This window comes from Bacillus sp. T33-2 (genome assembly GCF_002860205.1).
Lineage (GTDB): Bacteria > Bacillota > Bacilli > Bacillales > Cytobacillaceae > T33-2.
Genome location: NZ_PGVB01000020.1, coordinates 1 through 16723, shown reverse-complemented (window position 1 = coordinate 16723; position 16723 = coordinate 1). Strand labels below are relative to the sequence as shown.

At 46.3% G+C, this 16723-nt stretch carries 17 protein-coding genes; 7 read left to right on the top strand and 10 right to left on the bottom strand.

All coding sequences use genetic code 11. The features are described 5' to 3' along the window. Window positions 1-2: 2 nt before the first annotated feature. Window positions 3-983 carry a metal-dependent hydrolase gene (locus CVD19_RS14375; RefSeq protein ID WP_101582522.1) on the top strand — a complete coding sequence of 327 codons (981 nt, stop codon included), beginning with the start codon at window positions 3-5 and terminating at the stop codon, window positions 981-983. A gap of 87 nt (window positions 984-1070) precedes the next feature. Here CVD19_RS14375 and CVD19_RS14370 read toward each other — a convergent pair whose 3' ends face one another. Next, window positions 1071-1340 carry a YfhJ family protein gene (locus tag CVD19_RS14370; protein WP_101582521.1) on the bottom strand — a complete coding sequence of 90 codons (270 nt, stop codon included), beginning with the start codon at window positions 1338-1340 and terminating at the stop codon, window positions 1071-1073. Window positions 1341-1502: 162 nt separating this feature from the next. On the opposite strand from CVD19_RS14370, the gene CVD19_RS14365 reads away from it, so the two are divergent. Beyond that, the gene (locus CVD19_RS14365; RefSeq protein ID WP_101582520.1) at window positions 1503-1670 is read left to right on the top strand and encodes a small, acid-soluble spore protein K; all 168 of its coding nucleotides are present in this window, start codon (window positions 1503-1505) and stop codon (window positions 1668-1670) included. A gap of 31 nt (window positions 1671-1701) precedes the next feature. Here CVD19_RS14365 and CVD19_RS14360 read toward each other — a convergent pair whose 3' ends face one another. Beyond that, complete coding sequence (locus CVD19_RS14360) at window positions 1702-2037, bottom strand: YfhH family protein (RefSeq protein WP_101582519.1); 336 nt, start codon at window positions 2035-2037, stop codon at window positions 1702-1704. Between the two features lie 79 nt (window positions 2038-2116). Here CVD19_RS14360 and CVD19_RS14355 point away from each other — a divergent pair, with 79 nt between their 5' ends. Continuing rightward, entirely contained in the window at window positions 2117-2794 is a 678-nt protein-coding gene (locus tag CVD19_RS14355; protein ID WP_101582518.1) for an SDR family NAD(P)-dependent oxidoreductase, read from the top strand. Window positions 2795-2826: 32 nt separating this feature from the next. Here CVD19_RS14355 and recX read toward each other — a convergent pair whose 3' ends face one another. Continuing rightward, on the bottom strand, window positions 2827-3639 hold the full coding sequence (gene recX / locus CVD19_RS14350; protein WP_101582517.1) for a recombination regulator RecX: 813 nt from the start codon (window positions 3637-3639) through the stop codon (window positions 2827-2829). 79 nt (window positions 3640-3718) lie between these two features. Here recX and CVD19_RS14345 point away from each other — a divergent pair, with 79 nt between their 5' ends. From CVD19_RS14345 to CVD19_RS14330, 4 genes are all read left to right on the top strand, one after another. Next, the gene (locus CVD19_RS14345) at window positions 3719-4621 is read left to right on the top strand and encodes a TIGR01777 family oxidoreductase (protein ID WP_101582516.1); all 903 of its coding nucleotides are present in this window, start codon (window positions 3719-3721) and stop codon (window positions 4619-4621) included. A gap of 68 nt (window positions 4622-4689) precedes the next feature. Continuing rightward, window positions 4690-4809, top strand: coding sequence for a YfhE family protein (locus CVD19_RS14340; protein ID WP_101582515.1), 120 nt, complete (start codon window positions 4690-4692; stop codon window positions 4807-4809). A 98-nt stretch (window positions 4810-4907) separates the two neighbouring features. Then, window positions 4908-5093, top strand: a complete 186-nt coding sequence (locus tag CVD19_RS14335) for a YfhD family protein (protein ID WP_101582514.1) — start codon at window positions 4908-4910, stop codon at window positions 5091-5093. A gap of 417 nt (window positions 5094-5510) precedes the next feature. Then, a complete protein-coding gene (locus CVD19_RS14330; RefSeq protein ID WP_101582513.1) occupies window positions 5511-5849 on the top strand; it encodes an alpha/beta-type small acid-soluble spore protein in 339 nt (112 codons plus the stop codon). A 299-nt stretch (window positions 5850-6148) separates the two neighbouring features. Here the strand turns inward: CVD19_RS14330 and CVD19_RS14325 are convergent, their stop codons facing one another. The 7 genes from CVD19_RS14325 to CVD19_RS14295 all read right to left on the bottom strand — a co-directional run bounded on the left by CVD19_RS14325 (window position 6149) and on the right by CVD19_RS14295 (window position 16178). Further along, the gene (locus CVD19_RS14325) at window positions 6149-7939 is read right to left on the bottom strand and encodes an ABC transporter ATP-binding protein (RefSeq protein ID WP_101582512.1); all 1791 of its coding nucleotides are present in this window, start codon (window positions 7937-7939) and stop codon (window positions 6149-6151) included. Continuing rightward, the gene (locus CVD19_RS14320; protein ID WP_101582542.1) at window positions 7936-9660 is read right to left on the bottom strand and encodes an ABC transporter ATP-binding protein; all 1725 of its coding nucleotides are present in this window, start codon (window positions 9658-9660) and stop codon (window positions 7936-7938) included. Before CVD19_RS14320 ends, CVD19_RS14325 begins: the two co-directional genes overlap by 4 nt. Before the next feature lie 251 nt (window positions 9661-9911). After that, a complete protein-coding gene (locus tag CVD19_RS14315; RefSeq protein WP_101582511.1) occupies window positions 9912-10832 on the bottom strand; it encodes a ketopantoate reductase family protein in 921 nt (306 codons plus the stop codon). Window positions 10833-11153: 321 nt separating this feature from the next. Further along, window positions 11154-11648 (bottom strand): DinB family protein, encoded by a 495-nt coding sequence (locus CVD19_RS14310; RefSeq protein ID WP_101582510.1) that lies wholly within the window; start codon window positions 11646-11648, stop codon window positions 11154-11156. Window positions 11649-11805: 157 nt separating this feature from the next. Next, entirely contained in the window at window positions 11806-13425 is a 1620-nt protein-coding gene (locus CVD19_RS14305) for a long-chain fatty acid--CoA ligase (protein ID WP_101582509.1), read from the bottom strand. Window positions 13426-13448: 23 nt separating this feature from the next. Then, window positions 13449-14588 carry a CaiB/BaiF CoA transferase family protein gene (locus CVD19_RS14300; RefSeq protein ID WP_101582508.1) on the bottom strand — a complete coding sequence of 380 codons (1140 nt, stop codon included), beginning with the start codon at window positions 14586-14588 and terminating at the stop codon, window positions 13449-13451. 18 nt (window positions 14589-14606) lie between these two features. Beyond that, window positions 14607-16178: a fatty acid--CoA ligase gene (locus CVD19_RS14295; RefSeq protein ID WP_101582507.1), complete on the bottom strand. Its 1572-nt coding sequence runs from the start codon at window positions 16176-16178 to the stop codon at window positions 14607-14609. Window positions 16179-16723: the final 545 nt, after the last annotated feature.

The following is a 16723-nucleotide window of genomic DNA, read 5'->3' as shown; positions in this document are numbered from 1 at the left end:
CCTTGGATACAGGTACACACATCGTCATGGGATTTGCGTTGGGCGGCCTCGCCACACTTGATCCGGTTGTGGCAGAAAGCTCGGCGACCGCAAGCAGCGTGCTGGTCGCAACCATTATCGGCTCCCAGATTCCCGACATTGATACAGTACTAAAATTAAGAAATAACGCAGTGTACATCCGTAACCACAGAGGGGTAACACACTCCATTCCTGCCGTATTGTTATGGCCACTTTTGATTGTGGCGGCGGTGTACTTGTTTCACCCGGAAGCCAATTTGCTGCATTTATGGTTATGGACTTTTATAGCCGTTTTCATGCACGTGTTTGTCGACATTTTTAATGCATATGGTACCCAGGCCCTGAGGCCGTTTTCGTGCAAATGGCTGGCGCTGGGAGTCATTAACACCTTTGACCCGTTCATTTTCGGCATCCATGTGGTCGGGCTGTTTTTATGGGCCTTCGGTCTCCACCCTGGATATACGTTCCTGGTGATATATGCAGTGCTTGTCCTTTATTATATCACCCGCTTTATTTTCCAGCGCAATGTGTACATGGCGGTCATGCAGGCAGTTCCTGATGCTACAGATGTGATTATTGCGCCCACAATGCGCTATCACCACTGGAGAATCGCAATCATGAACAAGCACCAGTTTTTTGTTGGAAGGGCTCATAAAAACCATGTGAGGATTTTGGATCAGTTTAACCGTGTCCCTGTCCCTGAAACGCCTATTTTACAGGCCGCAAAAAAAGACAAGAACCTGTCGGCGTTCCTGTCCTTCTCGCCTGTGTACCGATGGGAGCTTGATGAATACGATGATCATTACGAGGTCAGGTTCATTGATTTACGCTACCGAAGCAATGGCCATTATCCATTCGTGGCAGTCGTAAAACTCGATCTGGACCTTGACATCCTCAGCTCTTATACAGGGTGGATTTACAGTGAAGAAAAACTGAAGAAAAAGCTGGAATTTCTGCCCGGATAGCACACTGCCGATAGCAAAAATCGAGCTTTTACAACTCTAAAAATTATTGACATAACAACAAAGCGGTGCCATCTAGGCGCCGCTTTGTTAATGGATTGTTCTGTTATTTTGCTGTAAAAGATGCTTGTATTTTGGATTTCTGGCAACAAATTCATGCAATTCCGCACCATAATTGTCTATCCACTGACGGACGACCTTTTCCGTCATTTCGCTGCCCCTGTATTCGTGCCCGGCTTTCGCGTAAGTCGCTTCAAAGTCTTCCCAAAGAAGTTCCACCCAGGTAAGCGCCTGGTTGTAGCTGATTTGCTGGTTCTTGTCCATTAACATATTGGCCAGCCGCTCATGATAGTCGTTCATTTGCTCCACCTCATTCCCATATAAAATTTCAAAGGTTTCGTGCATGAATCTAGATTGGGAAGCTGCAATTCGTTTTGCTATACATAGCGTACTCTTTAAAGCTAAATACTATAAGTGCGTGAGCAAATCACGCTTATTTTATACCCGCCCAAGGAGGCCAATATGCGTAATAAAGCTACAAACTTCCCGTATCCCCATGACAATAAATTTCAGGGAGAACCGCGCGCAAAGCCCGAGTTTGCTTCAAAGCGGGCTGACGGCACAATCAACACCCATCCCCAGGAACGGATGTATGCTTCATCTCATCGAGACGTTGAGACAACAGAGTAATCTGCCAATATTCCGGCAAAACCAGGCAAAACTAGTCCTGGTTTTGCTGAAGTTTATTAAGCATGGATATTGGCAGTGCTTCTTCCCCTCCGGTTCCATTCAGCCGGAATCCCCATGCAAACACTCCATTCAGGTAGTTTATTTTAAAATAAACGCCAGGATCGCCTTCGACCTGATAAATTTCACCCGGCTTAAAGTCCTCTGAATTGAGAAGGTAAGCTCTCGCCATGGCAGCTTTCCTTTCAAGAACGGCAAATTCATTGACCATTCCCATTTGCTCTGCCTTTCTTGCCTGCTCATGCAGCCTGGCAATTTCCTGCTTTAACTCGTAATCCGCCATCTGGCTATATCTTTTATCCTGTGGCATTTTTACACCCCTTAATGGTTTATCTGTGGTCTTTTTGTTATATATAATGAAGAAGGACTACTTTCAACAGGAGGCTGTTATGAGATCAATAATTATTACAGGCGCCGGCTCCGGACTTGGCAAAGAACTGTCCATTCTGCTTGCAGAAAAGGGCTATCATATCATTTTAGCGGGACGGACAGAATCAAAATTGCATGATGTCAAAAAACACATTGAGCATGAAAAAGGAAGTGCATCTGTCCATATCCTTGACATCCGCAACCTTGAAGACGTCAAAGAAAAAATTCTTTCAATAAATCACAAGTACGACATTTACGGCCTTTTCAACAATGCAGGGATCGGCTTCTTCGGCCCCTTCGTTGCAGGATCAGATACGGAAATAGAAGATACCTTTGCAACAAATGTTTTCGGAACGATCCATATGACTAAAGCCGTGCTTCCGTATCTGGAAATGAAGCAAGAAGGGCTGGTCGTAAATATTATTTCTACAGCAGGGCTTCGCGGCAAGAAAAATGAAGCGGTGTATGCATCGAGCAAATTTGCGGTACGCGGCTTTACCGAAAGTCTGCAAAAAGAATACGAACGCAGTAATATCAGGTTCATCGCTGCCTACATGGGCGGCATGGATACGCCGTTTTGGGAAAGCAGCGAACACGTGGCTGACCCAAAGCGATTCCGCTCCCCCCGAGAAGTTGCGGAATTAATTGTTTCGCAGCTGGATCAGGATAACATCATCATTGAATCAAAAAAACAATGAAGGTCTGGCCTGCCAGCATTATGCTGCCCGCCTTATTCAGAGTCTTCTAGCCCGTCCAAATAGCAGTCAATCTGTTCGATTGCGAAGCCTTTTCGGAACAAAGCCTGCTTGATTTTTTGTCGTTGCTCAAAGCCGGACAGGCTCGCATATTTCCGGTGAAGTTTATCTCCATGATGTTTGAGCGCCAGCATTTCATCTTCATCCGGTTTGTCAATTTCCGTTTCGTTTAGCGCGGCCTGGATCAATCCAAATGAATAACCTTTCCTGACAAGCATTTGTTCCAGCTTTTGTTTTAAAACCCTTGTGGAATCCCTGCTGTTTTTTGCAGCATATTTGGAACATAGCTGCACCGCCTTTTCCAGCTGCATTTCCTCTGGGTATTCTTTTATGCTGTCGTCTATTATTGACCCTGCTATCCCTTTTTCCTTCAGTTCTGCCTTGATCAATTGGGAGCCTTTGTCTGTCGTATTCATCTGGGTTCTGACAAATGCGTGCGCAAACTCTTTATCATTTAGAAATTTCTGCTCGTAAAGCCGGTGAATGGCTTCCTCAATGACTGGTGCGGCGACTTCTTTTTTCTGCAAATAGTCCCTAACCTCGGATTCTGACCTCATCCTTCTTGCAAGATATTGTACTGCAAGATGGTACGCTTTGCGGATGTCATCCTGGTACAGCAGTTCAGTAATCGATAAATCATCCAGCTCCATGCCCTTTTTGAGCTGAAACTTGATCAGCACATCCTCATCCACACCAAAAGCATATTCTTCGCCTTTGCCGGAATCAATAAAAATGCTGTATCGTTCTTTATTATTTTTTTGGACAATGATTTTTGAAATGACAGGCATTGTACTCACCTCATATTAAATGTATCAAATGAAAAACGGTTTTTCAGTAAAAAAGAATTAATAGGTCAGGGGGATAACTGTGAAAATTGCCATTACAGGCGGAACCGGCCTTGTCGGGAAAGCACTCACAAAGCAGTTCATTCAACTTGGATATGAGGTGTTCATCTTATCGCGCGAGGCAGGGAACAAGAACGGCCAAAATCCCCGCTATGTTCAATGGCTGAATGAAGGCAGCCGGCCGGAACGCGAGCTTGAAGGTATCGATGCGATCATCAATCTCGCTGGTGCCACCATTAACAGCCGCTGGACGGATCAGAGAAAATCGATCATTTTGGGCAGCCGCCTGAAAGCTGCGGATGAGGTTGTACGAATCATTTCCACGCTGGACAAGAAACCCGCTGTCCTGATTAATGCAAGTGCTGTCGGGTATTACGGAATTTCTAAAACAAAAATTTTCACCGAGCAAACGAAAGTGCCCGGTGATGATTTCCTCGCTGCAACGGTTAAAAAATGGGAGGAAGCAGGTGCAGCTGCAAACAGTCTCGGCGTACGCACTGTATTTTGCAGGTTCGGTGTCATTCTCGCCCATGATGGCGGTGCCTTGCCGAGAATGGTCCTCCCTTATAAATTATTTGCTGGAGGAACAGTAGGAAGCGGGAACCAGTGGCTTTCCTGGATCCATCTGGAGGATGTTATAAACGGGATTCTGTTCATCCTTAATAAGGATAAAATATCCGGATCGGTGAATTTTACTGCTCCAGAGCCTGTGACGATGAGGAAATTCGGGAAGACGGTTGGTTCTGTATTGAATCGGCCTCATTGGTTGCCAGTCCCGTCCTTTGCCTTAAAAACGATGCTTGGAGAAATGAGTTTCCTTGTGCTCGAGGGTCAGCGTGTAATTCCAGAAAAATTGCTTCAGTCCGGATATCATTTTCATTATCCGAAGCTTGAGCCAGCACTTGCTGACCTATTAGTCCAATAATGTCCGTTTAATCCTGTTGCTTAAGGAGATAATGGTTAACCAGAACGTCTTATGAAAGGATGAACAGGATGGAAAAAAAGAAAAAGGAAAAAGCTAAGCATACTTTGACCAGCATGCAGGAAGTGTTGTACAACAATGAGTTCAAGGCGGCAGACAGGGCCGGCGGCTTCCGCACAGGCAAACGGTGAAAAAGCATTTACCATTCATAACAATGCTTCATAAGCAAACCATAAAAGTACGGAAATGACTATTTTCCGTACTTTTATGGTTTGAAAGGAGAAACAATATGCCTCGCTCACGCGGACATCAAAATCGTGATAAAAACACTGCCAATCTCCCACAGGTGCCGGGGAATATGAAAACCGACGGCCTCGATGTAGAGTTCGACCGTGACCTTGCTGACCATGAAGACCTGGAAGCAATGGCCCGTTCGAATGCAGCAGACGAACGCGCAAGGCAGAGACGGCAATAATAAACAGAAGCAGGTTTCCCGCCTGCTTCTGTTTATTAAGGGGATAGGGGGATCGTTCTGTTCAGCTTGGGAGGAAGCTGTAAGTTTGTGAAATATTTCACTAACTCTTTTATACTTTTACTATACTCCTATTAAAAAGTTAATACAATCAGGTTCACAATGTTTTCACAAAAATCTTTGCCTGTTATTAAAGTTACCCACAGCACTGTGGATTACGTGGATAAATATGATGATTTCTTTTCCCATATCCATTTTAAAAAAATGATAAATGTGGATAAAATGTCCGTGGAAAACGAGGAATATTTGTGGATAGTGTGGGTATATCTGTGGAAGACTTTAAGTACAATGATTCGTTTGTTGATAAGTATCTGGATAAATCATTGTGTCACTCTAACCTTCATAAGGAGGGCTAACGGCATGTCCAGACGGAATAACATCCTTATACCTGAGGCAAGGCAAGGATTGGATCAGCTTAAAGCAAAAGTAGCAAATACCGAAAACCCCGCCGATGCCAAATTTGAAACCGCGAAAGAAGTGGGTGTCCCTTTAAAACAAGGCTACAATGGAAATATCAGAGCCCATGATGCAGGACGCGTAGGGGGAAACCTTGGCGGCAGCATGGTCCGGGAGCTTATCAAAATGGCCCAGCAAGACCTGGCTAAAAAAGTAAACTCGCTGGACTACCCTGTGGTTGTTTTGAATAAACTTGACAAATCATATCAAATGAAATATAATAATGAAGATTCGCCAAAATAGTAACTTGAAACTAAACATTCATATTGGCGTTCTGCTTATATTTTTATGAAATACTTATTCACACTGGATCGGCTTCGGAGCCGTAAGGATGCAAGAGAGGTAGGGCTTGCGTCGTTTAGGTTTAAAAATGATCAAGTGGAATATTGACCGCGGCAGTTTATATTGAATTTAAATATACATCTTGTGAAGTTGCAAGTTACTAAGAAAAGCTTCAGCGCCTTGACCCTAGGCGCTGAAGCTGGACAATGCTAAAAAAGCGAACCAGCTCGTTGCCGGTTCGCTTTTTCTATTCTCTTTTATTAATGGGATTGGACAAATTCCCGTTCAAACTGGCTCTTGTGCAGGCCGTAATAAAATCCTTCATTTTTAAGAAGTGAAGGGTGAGTCCCCTGTTCAATGATCCGGCCGTTTTCGACAACAAGAATCTGGTCTGCGTTTTGGATGGTATTCAGCCTGTGCGCAATAATAAAGCTGGTTCTCCCATCCATTAAACGCTTCAGCGCATCCTGGATTTTTAATTCCGTAATGGTGTCGATGCTGCTGGTTGCCTCGTCAAGTATCAATATTGACGGATTTGCAAGTATTGCCCTTGCAATCGACAGCAGCTGCTTTTCCCCCTGGCTTATTCCTGAGCCATCCTGCTTCAGGACTGTATCATACCCTTCAGGCAGTTTAGTAATGAAGGCATGGGCATTGGCCTGTGCCGCTGCTTTTTCCACCTCTTCATCAGTCGCATCCAATCTTCCATAACGGATATTCTCCCTGATCGTCCCCTCAAACAAAAAAGAATCCTGGAGCACAAAGGCCATATGGCTGCGGAGGCTTTTGCGTTTTATTCGTGTACTTTCATTACCATCAATCAGGATATTGCCGCTGTCCGGCTCATAAAAGCGGGACAGTAGGTTAATGATTGTCGACTTCCCGGCCCCCGTCGGCCCGACAAGTGCGACTGATTCTCCCGGCCTCGCGCGGAAACTAAGCCCAGTTACCGTATCAGCATCTTTTTCGTATGAAAAAGACACATTGTGGAACTCTACTTCCCCTTTCAACACAGGCAGTTCAACAGCATCATGTTCATCTGCCGCTTCCTCCTCCTCGTCAAGCAGGTCAAAAACCCGTTCTGCTCCCGCCACGGCAGACAGCAGTGTATTGAACTGGTTGGACAGGTCATTGAGCGGCCTGGTAAACTGGCGTGAATATTCGGCGAAAATGACGATCGTACCAATTGAAATGGATCCCTTTAAAGCAAGGATCCCCCCGGCTGCGGCAATAATTGTAAAGCTGAGGTTATTAAGCACATTCATTAATTTCGGAATGAAGCCTGCATAAGTCTGGGCCCAGTAACCGGATTGCTTCAGCTTTTCATTCTTTTCCAAAAAGACCGACTCCACCTTGTTTTCCTGAGAAAATGCTTTTACAATCCGGTGCCCTGAAATCGTCTCCTCGATGAATCCATTCAATTCACCGAGATTTTTTTGCTGTTCTTTGTACAGCTTTCCAGTCCGGTCCGTAATCCACTTCATCCCCGCAAACATCAGGGGAATAATGATAAAAGTAATCAGGGTAAGGAGAGGGCTCAGCCACAGCATCACAGCCACTGTCCCAATTAACGTAAGCACACTTGAAACGATCTGGATCACTGAGCTGTTCAGCGTCGTGCTGACGTTTTCAATGTCATTTATGACCCTGCTCATCAATTCTCCATACTGCCTTTTATTGAAAAAATCGATTTGCAGCTTATGCAGATGGCTGAACAGCTGGGTCCGAAGCGTATATACAGTGTTTTGGGCAATTCCGATCATCCAAAAGTTTTGCAGCCAGAGAGCCAGTGAATATAGCAAATAAGCAGCTCCCGCGGCAAGCAGTAATAAGAAAATCCGTGAACCGTCCCCTGATGCGATGCGATCGACAGCTTTCCCGATAAAATACGGCCCGAGGAGACCAAGCACAGAACTGGCCACTATCATAAAGCATACGAATGAAAGCAATAGTCTGTAAGTGGATAAATAGTTCCAAAGCTTCTTCAGCGTCCCGGTTATTTTTGTATTATGCTTGCTGTTAAAAGTTTCGGTATGGTTATGTTTCTTCATTTTACCTCCACCTCCCCAAGCTGTGACTGGTAAATTTGCCGGTACAGGGACGACTTTCGAAGTAAAAGTTCATGGCTGCCTTCCTGGTGCAGCTTACCGTCTTCTAATAGCAGGATTTTATCGGCAGCCATGGCTGTGCTTATTTTTTGGGTGATGATCAAAGTTGTACTTTTGTAATGTTTTAATGCGCTCAACAGTTTTGCTTCTGTCTTTATATCGAGGGCGCTTGTGCTGTCATCCAGCAAAAGGATCTTTGGCCTCCTGACAAGTGCTCTTGCAATCGACATGCGCTGTTTTTGCCCGCCTGACAGGTTAACCCCCTTTTGGCCAATCAGTGTTTCATACTTTAGAGGAAATTTTTCGATTGTATCATGAATTTGGGCTCCCTGGGCTGCTTCGATCAGTTCAATATCAGAAGCATCTTCTTTTCCCCAGCCGATATTCTCCTGCACCGTTCCTGTAAATAGGAGGGCTTCCTGCGGAACAAGGCCGACTTGCCTGCGCAGGTTTTCCAGCTTGAACAGCCTGATGTTCTTGCCATCTATCAGAATTTCACCGCTGCTTGTATCATACAGCCATGGTATTAGATGAAATAATGTCGATTTTCCCGCTCCCGTCGCCCCCATTAAAGCGACTGTCTCGCCCGGCTCAGCAGTAAAGGAGATTTCCTGAAGTACGGGGGCACCCGCTCCCGGATAGCCAAATGTGACGCGCTTAAATTCGATCTTTCCATCCTTGACCTCTGCCTTGCCATCAATATCCCGGGCGTCGCGGAGATCCACTTCAGTAATAAGTACATCTTCAATCCTTGATTTGGAGGCTTTTGCACGCGAAAAAACGATAATGATAAACGAAAACATTGAAAAAGCAGAGGTAATCCTGGTTGCGTAATTGACAATCGCGACAACCTCCCCTACCTTCATTTCCCCAGTATTGACTTCAAAATGGCCAAACCAGAGGAGGATGAGGATACTGAAATTCATGAATAACAGCAGCACAGGGATCGTTGTTTCTGTAAGCCTTAATGTAAAAGCAGTTGTGGCCATAAGTGTCTCGTTCGCTTTTTCAAAACGGGTTTCTTCATGGGTTCCTCTCGCAAACGCCTTGATCAGGCGCATTCCCGCCAGGTTTTCGCGGATTACTGCATTCACCCTGTCAAGTTTTCCTTGGACGACCTCAAACAACAACGCAGCTTTGTTCATAATCCACAATAAAAAAATCAGCAGCACTGGAATGACAGCAGCAAAAATCAAGGCAAGCTTTATGTTTACAAAGAAAGCCATTACAATCCCGCCAATTACGAGCAATGGCGCGCGCATGGCAATCCGGAGGCTCATGAAAAGCGTGTTTTGAAGCTGGTTCACGTCGTTCGTCATCCTCGTAATGAGGGACGATGTCGAAAACTGAGTCAGATTGGTAAACGAAAATGACAGGATTTTTTCGAGCATACTGTTCCGTACATCGAATCCGAAATTCTGGCTGGCATGAGCCGCGAAAAACGAGTTGGTGATCCCGGAGGCAAAGGCGAGCACGGATAGTCCGAGCATGAGCCCTCCCAGTTCAAGGACCAGCCCCAAATCTTTTTTAACGATGCCGTCATCAATGATTCTCGCCATCAACAACGGCTGCCACAGCTCAACTGCCAGTTCAACGAGCATGAGTGAAAAAGCAAAAGCCATATGGAACCGGTATGGTTTTAGAAAAGAGTATAACTTCATGATTGCAGCCCCCAAGATTGTGACATTGCTTCGAAAACCGTAATAGTTTATACATATTATTCTATCTTTTCTTTGCTTCATTTTACATTATTTAAAATCAGGCCAACGAAAAAAAGGCATTACCGATGTCCGGCGATGCCGCTTGTTAATCGTTTCAATTAAAAAGACATCACCACGGTCCGGCCGTGCCGCCCATTAATCTTATCAATTAGAAAGGCATTACCACGGGTCCGGAATGCCTTCTTGCGATTCGATTATTTGTTTAACTGGCTCTCATAAACTTTTAAATTTGCGTATATAGCTTCTAAAACTGGGACGGACAGATTTTCCTTTCGGGCGGTTTCCAATAAATATCCCTGCAAATGATCTGCCTCAGTCGGAAAACCTTTTTCCATATCGCGCTGCATCGATGATTTCATTGCGTAGCCCATTTCTTCTATCTTAACCATCTGGGCTTGAACGATGCCTTCAGCAACCGGAGCGTTGTTTCTTTTCATAACCTCGTTAATTTCACTCAGGAGACGCTGGATTGTATTTCTTCCGCTTGGTTCTGAGCGAATCGGACCGACCGGGGCACGCATCAGTGTTGTTATGCCGGAGAGGGCGGCAATGAACATGTATTTATGCCACATATCCTGGTTAATGTTATCGCTGAGCCGGAAGTTGGCTTTCGTCCCGGAAAAAGCTGCCTGGATTTTTTTGATCCGCGCTGTTTTTTTGCCGTTGCGTTCTCCGAAGATGAGATCATGCACCGGGCTGGTTTGGATAATCACACCCTGGCTGTCCAGAGTGGACTCAATGAAGCAAAGGCCCCCGATTACTTTGTCTTGGCCAAATTCCGCGGCCAGTTTTCCAATATGGACGATTCCATTCAGCAGCGGCAAAATAACGGTATCCCCGGTTACATATTGCCGGATGCTTTCAATTGCTCCATCCAGGTGATACGCCTTTGTAGAAAGAAGAATCACGTCAAATGGCCCTGCCTCTTGTCCTGCTAAAATCGTTTTTGGCTGACAGACCAGGTTGCCGTGGACACTTTCAATTGTAAGCCCGGTTATCTCAAGTTGCTGCTTTCTCCGTTCCCTGACAAGGAAAGTGACATCTTCCTCTTTTTCAAGCAGACGCCCGCCGAAATATCCACCTACCGCTCCTGCCCCGACAACTAAAGTTCTCAATGCGTAACCCCCCTAAATAATTTGTTTATTTTTTTATGTTCGACAAAATTCAGGACTTTCCCTTCTACTTACAGGAATGTTAACAGGCTAATGTCTGTGTAATATTTTCTTATCTGTAAAAATTTTGAATCTACAGGGAATATAATTGAAGTTACCGGGATTAAATGTTCACTTAACGGGATTATAAATCAAGTTACCGGGATTAAATGTGCACTTACCGGGATTATCATGTGGCACACGGTGATTTAAGCCGGCAAACAGAGTGATTTAAAAGGAAATTTCTCGCTTAAATTTCAAAAGACACCCCTAAGGGTGCCTTTATCAGCTTGTTTTTATCTGTAACCATTCCTTTACTTCGTTTATTTGCCTTAAATGGCGTTTTTCATGGTGGCCGATAAATTCAATTGCCTGTTTCAGGCTGAGCCGTCCGAATGCTGGATGCTGCAACGATTTGTCAGCCAGCGATTTTTCATCGGCATCGTTTAAAAAGGAATTCACTTTTTGCCGGGAATGGTTCAGCCTCGAAACAAGTTCTTCCCCACTTTTAAAATCGGAAGATGGCTCGGCTGGAGACTTCAATTTTTCCGGGCTGTCCGTATAAGCAGCAATTGGTTTCTCCTCAACCCGGGCACTTTCCCTGTCCAATTCCTGCCTCGCCAAATTAACGAAATAAGATTCCGACTGTTGCAAATGCAGCAGTATTTGGGCAATGCTCCATCGTTCAGCTGACGGCTTCACATTGAGCTGTTCATCGGACAGGCCTTTAAAACTGGCAAAAAGTTCATCACGCACTTGCTGTAAAGATTGTAATAGCATGCTCCATCCTCCCTGATATAAGCAGGCCGGACTCGCCGGCCAGCTATATTTAACTATTTGACCTTCAGGCTAGCCAGTATAAAAACAGCTTATGAAATTTGCATAATATGCTCCTTCAACTGATATCTGGCTTAACACCGGCCAGCCAGGAAAATATTTATGATTTTTGCGCAAGATGCTCCTTTAACTGGTCGCGCAATGCCCGCTTCAGGAACTTTCCGACTGATGTTTTTGGTATTTCATCCATAAACACGATGTCATCCGGCAGCCACCATTTGGCAAACTGAGGGGCAATAAAATCGAGCAGTTCCTGTTTATCAATCTTAGCTTTATAAGGATCCTTCAATACAACACATGCAATCGGCCGCTCATCCCATTTCGGATGTGGCACGGCGACGACGCTTGCTTCAAATACCGCTTCATGAGCCATCAGAGCATTCTCAAGGTCGACCGACGAAATCCATTCGCCCCCACTCTTGATCAAATCCTTCGTCCTGTCTACAAGCTTGATAACTCCCTCTTCATCAATTGTCGCAACATCCCCTGTGTATAGCCAGCCGTCTTTGAAGGCGTCCTGGGAGCGGTCATCGTTGTAATACTCATCTGCAATCCATGGCCCTCTGATGAGGAGCTCTCCCATTTCCTGGCCATCCCACTTCACTTCACCGTCTGCACCAACCACTTTCATTTCAAGACCAGGGACAAGAAGCCCTTGTTTGGCGCGAATGTCGAGCATATCATCTTCCTCCAGTGAAGTTTGATAGCTTTTCAGGCGTGATACAGTTGCGAGCGGCGTAGTCTCCGTCATTCCATAGGCATGGAGAAACGGGATATTATATTTCGTTTCATAAGCTTTTATCATTCCCCGGGGTGCGGCCGAACCGCCACAGACGATTGCCCGCAGTGACGATGTATCATAGCTGCCATTATCAAGTTCATTCAAAAGCCCAAGCCAGATCGTCGGAACCCCCGCGGTGATGGTGACTTTCTCCTTTTCAATCAGCTCAGCCAGAAGCTTTGGCGTAAACTGCGGCCCGGGCAGTACCTGGGTAGACCCAAACCAGGTGGCTGCAAATGGAAGCCCCCACGCGTTTGCATGGAACATCGGCACGACTGGCATCGCAATGTCATGCTCCGAGAGCGCAGTCGTGTCGGCCAGCCCCATTGCATAGCTGTGCAACACAATGCCCCTGTGTGAATAGACGACCCCTTTTGGATTTCCGGTAGTAGCGGATGTATAGCACATACCTGCCGGGTCATTTTCATCAAGATCCTTAGCAAACTCATACCCAGGGTTACCTTCTTGCAGCAATCTCTCATAGGAATACACCGGCTCAAGCGATGTGGCAGGAAGTTCATCTTTATCGGTCATGATGACATAGGCTTCTACTGTTTTAAAATTGTCTTTTACACGTTCAATCAGAGGCAGTAAATCCTCATCGATTAAAAGAACCTTATCTCCCGCGTGATTGATGACATAAGCTACATGCTCTGGGGAAAGCCTGAGGTTGATCGTATGCAGCACAGCACCCATCCCCGGTGCCGCAAAGTAGACTTCGAGATGGCGGTGGTGGTTCCACGCAAATGTCCCGACGCGGTCTCCCTTGCCCACCCCCAGCTTTTCAAGTGCGCTTGAAAGCCTGCGGGTCCGCTCGCCAATTTCCCGGTAGGTAAACCGGTGAATTCCGGACAAAGTCCTTGATACGACTGTTTTTTTCGGGAAAAATTTTTCAGCTCTTTCTAAAAGTGAACCAACTGTCAATGGCACGTTCATCATACCTGGATTTCCCCTCTCAACTTTTAAATGACATCATTACGCTTCCATTCTGCGATTTGCTGTTCAGACACATTCAATAAATCCTTTAAAATATGAACGGTGTCTGCCCCTTTTTCTGGTGGTGGTACATCTCCTCCCCCTGCCATATCCCCGTGCATTTTTACTTGACGGTCGCCCCATGGCGCATCGTAAATAAGACCGTTCATCCTGAAATAGTCGTCAGCCGCCAATTCGCCTGCACGCAGCACCGGTGCCAGGCAGCAGTCAACCTGGCGGCCAAACTCAGTCCATTCCGCCATTGTCTTGCTTTTAAAAAGCTGCATCATTTCTGTGAAAATAGGATTTTCCGGCTCTAACTTTGAAAAATGCGCTGGGATCCATTCCTCCCGATTGACAGCAATGCAAAAATTCCTCCAGAACTTTGGCTCGAGCGCAGCGAGGCTTACATGCCGGCCATCTTTCGTTTCATACAATGCATAGGAAATCAATTCGCCATTCAGTACAGATACACCATTCGGGTAACCAGTCTCTTTTTCAATCAATACATGATTTGCCATTAACGAAGCCATGACATCTGTAATCGAAATGCAGTGATAGCTGCCTTTCCCCGTCAACCCTCTTGATACAAGGCCTGCCAGGACACGTTCACTTGCAGCCATGCCGCCTACATAGTCAGCTATTGTAATCGATGGGTGGACCGGCCTTCCTTGTTCATTCGTCAACTGGGAAAGCAGTCCACTCATCGACATATAATTTAGGTCATGGCTGCCAAGCCCCCGCATGGGACCCTTGTCTCCGTAACCGGTTATTGAACAGTAGACAATGTCCGGCTTAAGATTGCATACAGCCTCATATCCCAGGCCAAGCTTCGCCATCACCCCCGGCCGGAAGCTTTCAAGCACTGCATCAGCTTTTGCCATCAGTCCAAGTGCAATGTGGCGTCCTTCCTCTGCCTTCAAATTAAGGGCGATGCTTTTTTTCTGGCGGTTATGGGCGAGGTACACAAGCCCGTTGCCATTTTTGGACAAGCCTGTGCTGCGGGCGGGGTCACCCTTTAGAGGTTCAACCTTAATGATCTCGGCCCCAAGCTCCGCAAGCCTGAGCGATGCGTAAGGGCCTGGCAAATAATTAGTGAAGTCAATAATTTTTACGCCTTTTAACATTTGTGCTGTTCCCTTCTGTCAGGATGGCTGTCCTTTTGTAAAAATGTCCTCCATTTGTTTGCGAAGCATGAACTTTTGGATTTTCCCGCTCGCGTTACGCGGCAGGGCCTCACAGAAAGTGTATTTACGCGGGCGTTTATACCGTGCAAGGCTATCGCTGTTTTTGCACCATTCATCCAGCTCTTCTTCTGTGACAGCAGGGTGTTTTTTTACGACAAAAGCGGTCACCGTTTCGCCCCATCGGTCATCCGGCTGCCCAATGACCGCAACATCCAGGACGCCTTCATGCGCATGCAGTACATCTTCTACTTCCCGCGGATAAATGTTTTCCCCTCCGGAAATGATCATGTCGTCAACCCGGTCTTTTACCCAAAGGAACCCGTCATCATCCAGATAGCCGATATCTCCTGAATGGTACCAACCTTTATACATCGCCTTTTCGCTCGCTTCTTCCCGGTTGTAATAACCGCTCATCATGCAGGGCCCCCTGACAATGATTTCGCCTGTTTCTCCTGGCTCGACAACATCATCCGGATCAGACGGGCCGTCCTCCTGCGGACGGACAATGCGGATTTCATGGTTAAGGCAGGCCTGCCCGGCTGATCCTGCTTTTGTCAGCTGGTCGTCTTCAGACAGGAACGTGATTGCAGGGCCCATTTCAGTCATCCCGTATGCCTGCACGAGCCTGATTCCGAGCTTTTCGTGGCAGGCATGGACAAGGGCCGGCGCCATCGGGGCTGCCCCGTATAGCCCCAATTTGAGGCTGCTGATGTCATAGTTTTGCAGGTCCTCCTGCAGGAGCATGTTCCACATTGTTGGCGCTGCAAAGAATTTCGTCACTTTTTCGTCCTCGATCAGCTGCAACACTTTTTTTGGCTGGAACTGATGGAGGACCACATTCCGCGCGCCTACCTGGACTCGGGGCAAAAAGGCGCAGTGCAGTTCAGCACAATGGAACATTGGCGCGGTCACCAGTCCGCAATCAGTTGCCTGCAGCTTGGTCGAACCAATCACGATCATGCTTTGCTCGACCATGTTGCGGTGCCGGTGCATCACTCCTTTCGGCCTGCCGGTTGTGCCGCTCGTGTACATGATGGCGTACAGGTCGTATTCATCAATGTCAACGTTGATCTCGTCCTCTTGTGCTGCAGAAACTTTTTCATGGTAACTCGCAGCGTATTCAGGCGTATCATCATCAATAAACCAGAACGCAATATGGGGGAACCGGTTTTCGATTGAGGCAATGACAGGTTCAAGGGCTTTTTCAAACAAAACAACCTTTGGTGAGGCATCAGTCAGAATATAGGCGACTTCTTCCCCCATCAGGCGGAAGTTGATTGGATTGAATACCGCGCCGATTTTGGCACAGGCAAAAAACGCTGTCGCCAGCTCTTCAGTGTTGAACAGGAACGTAGAGACAAGGTCACCCTTTTTGACCCCCTCCGCTTGAAGCGCATTGGCAAGTTTATTGATTTCCCTGCTCCATTGCTGGTACGTGTACCGGACATTTTTCCTGACATCGTAAATGGCTTCCTTATGGGGCGATTTCATGGCCGTAAGGTCGAAAATCTTTCCAATCGTTATGGTCACAGCTACCCCTCCTTTGGATTTTTTCAAAAATGCTGCTGTTAATAATGACAGGATTCTGGGAAACTTCTTTTTATTAAAGTAAAAAACTCTAAAGGCTTATGAAGCACATTAATCCGCCAAACCGGCTCCGATTTTGTCTTGCATAGCCTTGATGAAAGACAGTTTCCCGGCTCACCGGCTCATTTTTGTCTTTCATACCTTTATGATAGACAGTTTCCTAGCCTACCAGCTCATTTTTGTCCTTCATAGCCGTTATGATAGACAGTTTCCTAGCCCACAGGCGCGTTTTTGTCTTTCATAGCCGTTATGATGGACAGTTTCCCGGCCCACCGGCTCATTTTTGTCCTTCATAGCCGTTATGATAGACAGTTTCCCAGCCCAGAGGCGCATTTTTGTCTTTCACAGCCGTTATGATAGACAGTTTCCTAGCCTACCAGCTCATTTTTGTCCTTCATAGCCGTTATGATAGACAGTTTCCTAGCCCACAGGCGCGTTTTTGTCTTTCATAGCCGTTATGATGGACAGTTTCCCGGCCCACCGGCTCA

Excerpts from the sequence above, each read along its gene's own strand:
- CVD19_RS14370 (WP_101582521.1), bottom strand. The coding sequence starts at position 1,340 with ATGAACGACTATCATGAGCGGCTGGCCAATATGTTAATGGACAAGAAC.
- CVD19_RS14365 (WP_101582520.1), top strand. The coding sequence starts at position 1,503 with ATGCGTAATAAAGCTACAAACTTCCCGTATCCCCATGACAATAAATTT.
- CVD19_RS14360 (WP_101582519.1), bottom strand. The coding sequence starts at position 2,037 with ATGCCACAGGATAAAAGATATAGCCAGATGGCGGATTACGAGTTAAAG.
- CVD19_RS14355 (WP_101582518.1), top strand. The coding sequence starts at position 2,117 with ATGAGATCAATAATTATTACAGGCGCCGGCTCCGGACTTGGCAAAGAA.
- recX (WP_101582517.1), bottom strand. The coding sequence starts at position 3,639 with ATGCCTGTCATTTCAAAAATCATTGTCCAAAAAAATAATAAAGAACGA.
- CVD19_RS14340 (WP_101582515.1), top strand. The coding sequence starts at position 4,690 with ATGGAAAAAAAGAAAAAGGAAAAAGCTAAGCATACTTTGACCAGCATG.
- CVD19_RS14335 (WP_101582514.1), top strand. The coding sequence starts at position 4,908 with ATGCCTCGCTCACGCGGACATCAAAATCGTGATAAAAACACTGCCAAT.
- CVD19_RS14330 (WP_101582513.1), top strand. The coding sequence starts at position 5,511 with ATGTCCAGACGGAATAACATCCTTATACCTGAGGCAAGGCAAGGATTG.
- CVD19_RS14325 (WP_101582512.1), bottom strand. The coding sequence starts at position 7,939 with ATGAAGAAACATAACCATACCGAAACTTTTAACAGCAAGCATAATACA.
- CVD19_RS14310 (WP_101582510.1), bottom strand. The coding sequence starts at position 11,648 with ATGCTATTACAATCTTTACAGCAAGTGCGTGATGAACTTTTTGCCAGT.
- CVD19_RS14305 (WP_101582509.1), bottom strand. The coding sequence starts at position 13,425 with ATGATGAACGTGCCATTGACAGTTGGTTCACTTTTAGAAAGAGCTGAA.
- CVD19_RS14300 (WP_101582508.1), bottom strand. The coding sequence starts at position 14,588 with ATGTTAAAAGGCGTAAAAATTATTGACTTCACTAATTATTTGCCAGGC.